This is a genomic window from Paraburkholderia sp., from assembly GCF_036488505.1.
GTDB lineage: Bacteria > Pseudomonadota > Gammaproteobacteria > Burkholderiales > Burkholderiaceae > Paraburkholderia.
Genome location: NZ_DASXHN010000199.1, coordinates 1 through 4079 on the forward strand (window position 1 = coordinate 1; position 4079 = coordinate 4079).

The 4079-nt window shown below is 63.9% G+C and carries 4 protein-coding genes and 2 pseudogenes; 3 read left to right on the forward strand and 3 right to left on the reverse strand.

What is annotated here, in order from left to right; genetic code table 11:
• Window positions 1–23: 23 nt before the first annotated feature.
• Window positions 24–506, reverse strand: a complete 483-nt coding sequence (phnG, locus tag VGH68_RS11715) for a phosphonate C-P lyase system protein PhnG (RefSeq protein WP_331603788.1) — start codon at window positions 504–506, stop codon at window positions 24–26.
• Window positions 507–683: 177 nt separating this feature from the next.
• Here phnG and phnF point away from each other — a divergent pair, with 177 nt between their 5' ends.
• The 3 genes from phnF to phnN are packed head-to-tail and all read left to right on the forward strand — an operon-like array spanning window position 684 to window position 2745.
• Complete coding sequence (gene phnF, locus VGH68_RS11720) at window positions 684–1442, forward strand: phosphonate metabolism transcriptional regulator PhnF (RefSeq protein ID WP_331603789.1); 759 nt, start codon at window positions 684–686, stop codon at window positions 1440–1442.
• Window positions 1439–2191, forward strand: a complete 753-nt coding sequence (locus tag VGH68_RS11725) for a DUF1045 domain-containing protein (protein WP_331603790.1) — start codon at window positions 1439–1441, stop codon at window positions 2189–2191. Before phnF ends, VGH68_RS11725 begins: the two co-directional genes overlap by 4 nt.
• Complete coding sequence (phnN, locus tag VGH68_RS11730) at window positions 2188–2745, forward strand: phosphonate metabolism protein/1,5-bisphosphokinase (PRPP-forming) PhnN (RefSeq protein WP_331603791.1); 558 nt, start codon at window positions 2188–2190, stop codon at window positions 2743–2745. The genes VGH68_RS11725 and phnN overlap by 4 nt, the downstream gene beginning before the upstream one ends.
• 200 nt (window positions 2746–2945) lie before the next feature.
• Here phnN and VGH68_RS30095 read toward each other — a convergent pair.
• Both VGH68_RS30095 and VGH68_RS11745 read right to left on the reverse strand, forming a co-directional pair.
• A pseudogene (locus tag VGH68_RS30095) lies at window positions 2946–3641 on the reverse strand (response regulator).
• Window positions 3642–3645: 4 nt separating this feature from the next.
• Window positions 3646–3789 (reverse strand): annotated as a pseudogene (locus tag VGH68_RS11745) (ATP-binding protein); the annotation flags it as partial.
• Window positions 3790–4079: the final 290 nt, after the last annotated feature.

Consider the following 4079-nt stretch of genomic DNA (forward strand, 5'->3'; position numbering starts at 1 on the left):
CGGGTTTTCCTTCGCGTTGTCCATTAGTCGCCCCGCACCATGGTGAAGAATTCGACGCGTGTCGACGCGGCGTCGTGGCGGCGTGCCGCACGCTGCTCCGCCAGGCGGACGGAGAGTGGTTCGATCAGGTGTCCATGCAGACTCGCGTGTTGCTCCGGCAACTGCAGCAGCGCATCGGCGAGCGCGGCGAGTTCAGCGCGGCGGCGGTCACGGCCCAGATGGCATGCGACGCCAACCGGCGCGTGCCCGGCGGGTTGACGCAGGCGCAGTGTGGCGCGGGTCACGGTGGCTTCGCCGAGATTGAATGCATCCCCGCTGCCGCCGATGCGGCCGCGCACCATCGCGAGCCCGGTTTCGGGCCGCCGCAGCCAGTCGAACTCAGGTGGGGTCGCGCCGTTCAGCGCTTGGCTCAATGCGGCTTCTAGCTCAGCGCACGGCGTGTGCGCCAACACGGCCATCCATGCGCGCCGCATGGCGGAGGAAGGCGAGGCGGGAGAGGCACTCATCGAGGTTCCTGTTAATCCAGCGAGTCGTTATTTATCCATCTATTCATCTAAACGTCTAGATGAGATAGGACAAAACTAATTCTGCTTGCGGCAACCGTCCTTTCATATTTCCATCACGGGTTGCACACTACAATGCGTGTCACAGCGAATATTTGAACTGAAGGGAATGACAGCACCATGACATCGAACGATACCGCCGCGCCGGGCGCTCAGCTCGAACGTGGCGCGGGGGTTGCCGTATGGCGGCAGATCGAGCAGATCCTCGCTGCCGAGATAGCGGGCAGCGGCTTCGGCGAAGACGGGCGCTTGCCGAGCGAAGGCGAGCTGGCCAGACGTTTCGATGTGAACCGCCATACCGTGCGACGCGCGATGCTGGGGCTTGCCGCACAAGGGCTCGTTAGCGTCGAGCAGGGGCGCGGCACTTTTGTCCAGCCCGGCGCGATCGACTATACGATCGGCCGCCGTACCCGTTTCACCGAGAATCTGCGTCAGCAGCATCATGCTGCGGGCGGCACGCTGCTGTCTGCGGTGCGGGGCAAAGCTGAGCCGAACGTGACGAAGGCGCTGGGGCTGCGTGCCGGTGTGCAGGTCTACCGTATCGAATCGTTGCATGAGTCCGACGGCGTGCCGCTCACCTTCGCGCGCAACTGGTATCCGGCTGCGCGCTTCGCGGGCCTGCCGGAGGTGCTGGAGCGTGCCGGCGGCATTACCAGGGCGCTGGCCGAGTTCGGTGTCGCCGACTACCTGCGCAAATGGAGCCGCATCGGCAGCGTGCTACCCGAGCCCGAAGTGGCGCGACGGCTGAACATCAACCGGCAGCAGCCGGTGTTGTGGGTCGAGAACGTGGATGTCGATCTGCAGGGCACGCCGATCAAATACGGCGTGACGCACTTCGCGGCCGAGCGCGTACAACTGATGGTGGAACACGACATATGAGTACGGCCGCACGGTTGGCAAATGAAGCGGCCGAATGGTCCGCCGACGCGCGTTTTGCGGTGTACTACGCGCCGTCGCGCGCGTCCGGCTGGTGGCAGGCCGGCTCCGAATGGCTGGGCCGCGACGTGGAAAACGGTCTCGCGTACGCGCCGCCGCAGCCTGACACGCTCGCGCGCTCGGTGAGGGAACTCACTGAGACGCCGCGTCGCTACGGCTGGCATGGCACGCTGGTCGCTCCCTTTCGTCTGGCTGACGGCGTAAGCCCCGGCGAGCTGCTGGACCAGGCGCGTCGCTGGTCGCACCAGCAGCGGGCTTTCGTGTTGCCGGTGAAAGCGGCGACACTTGGGGACTTCGTCGCGCTGCAGCCCGCGACGCCCGATGGCGAAGCCGGCATGCGCGCGCTCGCGTCCGGTGCGCTGAGTACGCTCGACGGATTGCGTGCCAAGCCGTCCGCCGCCGACCTGGCACGCCGTCTGGTTGCGCCGCTGACGCAACGCCAGCGCTCTTTGCTTGTCGAATGGGGTTATCCGTACGTGTTCGACGAATTCCGTTTTCATATGACGCTGTCAAGCTCGCTCGACGCAGCCGATGAGCGCGCGGCGCTGGTCGCCTGGTGGCAGCAGCGGATTACGCAACTTGGTCCGCTCGTTGTTGACAACGCAGCGCTTTTTGTCGAGCCCGCGCCTGGCCAGTCCTTCGTGCTGTGGCAGCGTTTATCGTTTCGGAACGTTGAGGTGGAAAAGCAATGAATGGCTGTTTGATCTACGTGATGGGGCCGTCGGGCGCTGGCAAGGACTCGCTGCTCGGCTTTGCGCGTGATCGCGTGAAGAGTGAACCCATCCTGTTCGCGCATCGCTACATCACGCGGCCGAGCGGCAATGGAGAGGAGCACGTTGCGCTTACTGTCGAAGAATTCGAGTTGCGCTCGGCGCTCGGTCTCTTTGCGCTCGACTGGTCGAGCCATGGGCTGCGTTACGGCATCGGCATCGAGGTCGATACCTGGCTCGCGCGCGGCTGTGCCGTCGTCGTCAACGGCTCGCGTCAGCATTTGCACCGCACGCTCGAGCGCTATCCCGCCACGGATGTGGTTCATATCGACGCCGCGCCTCATGTGCTGGAGGCGCGTCTCGGCGCGCGTGCACGGGAGAGCGCGGAAGAGGTGGCGGCAAGGCTCGCGCGCCGCGCGCCGTTCTCGCTGCCGGATGGCGTGCGCCTGACCACCATCGATAATTCCGGTGCGCTCGAGGACGCCGGCCGCGCGTTCGTCGACGCGGTGCGCGGCGCGGCGGGTTGCGGACTTTGATCGCGATGCGGGGCCACAGGTACTGCCGAGCCCGGCCGAACTAGGACGCGGCGCGATCGTGCTGCCGTGTAGTCTGCTCGTCGGCGGCGCGTTGAAGGAGCGGTTGTGGCAGCAGGCCTTGAGCGCCTGCCGCGCGATGCACTCGTTCGAACGGTTGAGCGTCGAGCTGGAGTTGCGATGAACGCTGGTTGCGCGTCCCTTCAGATTCCGAGCCGGTATCCGACGCCGTATACCGAGACGATTGGCTCGCTCTCATCGCACCGTCTGCAGTTTGCGGCACAGGTTCTTGATATGGCTGTCAACGGTGCGGTCCGTGACCACGCGGTGGTCTTCGTACAGATTGTTCAGCACGTAGTCGCGGGGAAAGATGCGTCCGGGCGATTTCATAAGCAGCACCAGCAGACGCAATTCGAGCGGCGTGAGCTTGAGTTCCTTGCCGTCGAGCATCGCATGATGAAACTGCTCGTCGACATCGAGCCCTTGCGGTGCTTGCTGCGCGCCGGTCAGGGAAGCAACCGCGGGCGCCGAGCGCCGCAGGATCCCTTCACGCGGGCCACCACTTCGCGTGGGCTGAACGGCTTGAAGACATAATCGTCGGCGCCGATTTCGAGGCCTGGCAGCCGGTCAATTTCGTCGATGCGCGCGGTCAGGATAATCACGGGCAGCGCCGAAAATTGCCGCAGCTCGCGGCAGATATCCATGCCGTTGCGCCCCGGCAGCATGAGGTCGAGCAGCATCAGCGACGGTGGCGTCGCGCGAATGAACGGTATCACGGCCTGTCCGTCGGCGATGATCGTAGTCGTGAAGCCGTCCAGATGCAGATAGTCTTCGAGTACAGCGGCGAGCTTAGGTTCGTCCTCAACGATCAGGATGGGTGAACTGCGGGCTTCAGTCATCACATCAGTCTCCTTCCGGCGGAAAGCGCGCGGTGATCGAGACACCGCCGAGCGGCGAAGGCCTGGCGTCGATCGTACCGCCATGGGCCGTCGCGATAGTACGGCACAGTGACAGGCCGAGGCCCGCGCCGCCGCTCACAAACGGCCTGTACAACGTTCAACCGGTCCACCTCGCGCATCGTCATGGTGATCGTCCCGGATGCTGTCATGCGAGCCTCCCATCAATGGTCAGCCAGCATGACATGCGACGTTTCAGCTTTGCCCAGATACGACATTACAGCTTTGCTCTGACAACCGATGTCGGGGCCTGATTCAGATGTCCGGGTTTGGACTTTTTAGAAATGTCCGGTTTTAAGAGTCCAGCAATCTCTATGTTAGAGGGCTTTTAAGCACCGAGCCAACCCGCATTCCGGCGGTTCCCAGAATCGCTTCATTCAA

Coding starts and splice junctions, on each gene's coding strand:
- phnG (WP_331603788.1), bottom strand. CDS start 506: ATGAGTGCCTCTCCCGCCTCGCCTTCCTCCGCCATGCGGCGCGCATGG.
- phnF (WP_331603789.1), top strand. CDS start 684: ATGACATCGAACGATACCGCCGCGCCGGGCGCTCAGCTCGAACGTGGC.
- VGH68_RS11725 (WP_331603790.1), top strand. CDS start 1,439: ATGAGTACGGCCGCACGGTTGGCAAATGAAGCGGCCGAATGGTCCGCC.
- phnN (WP_331603791.1), top strand. CDS start 2,188: ATGAATGGCTGTTTGATCTACGTGATGGGGCCGTCGGGCGCTGGCAAG.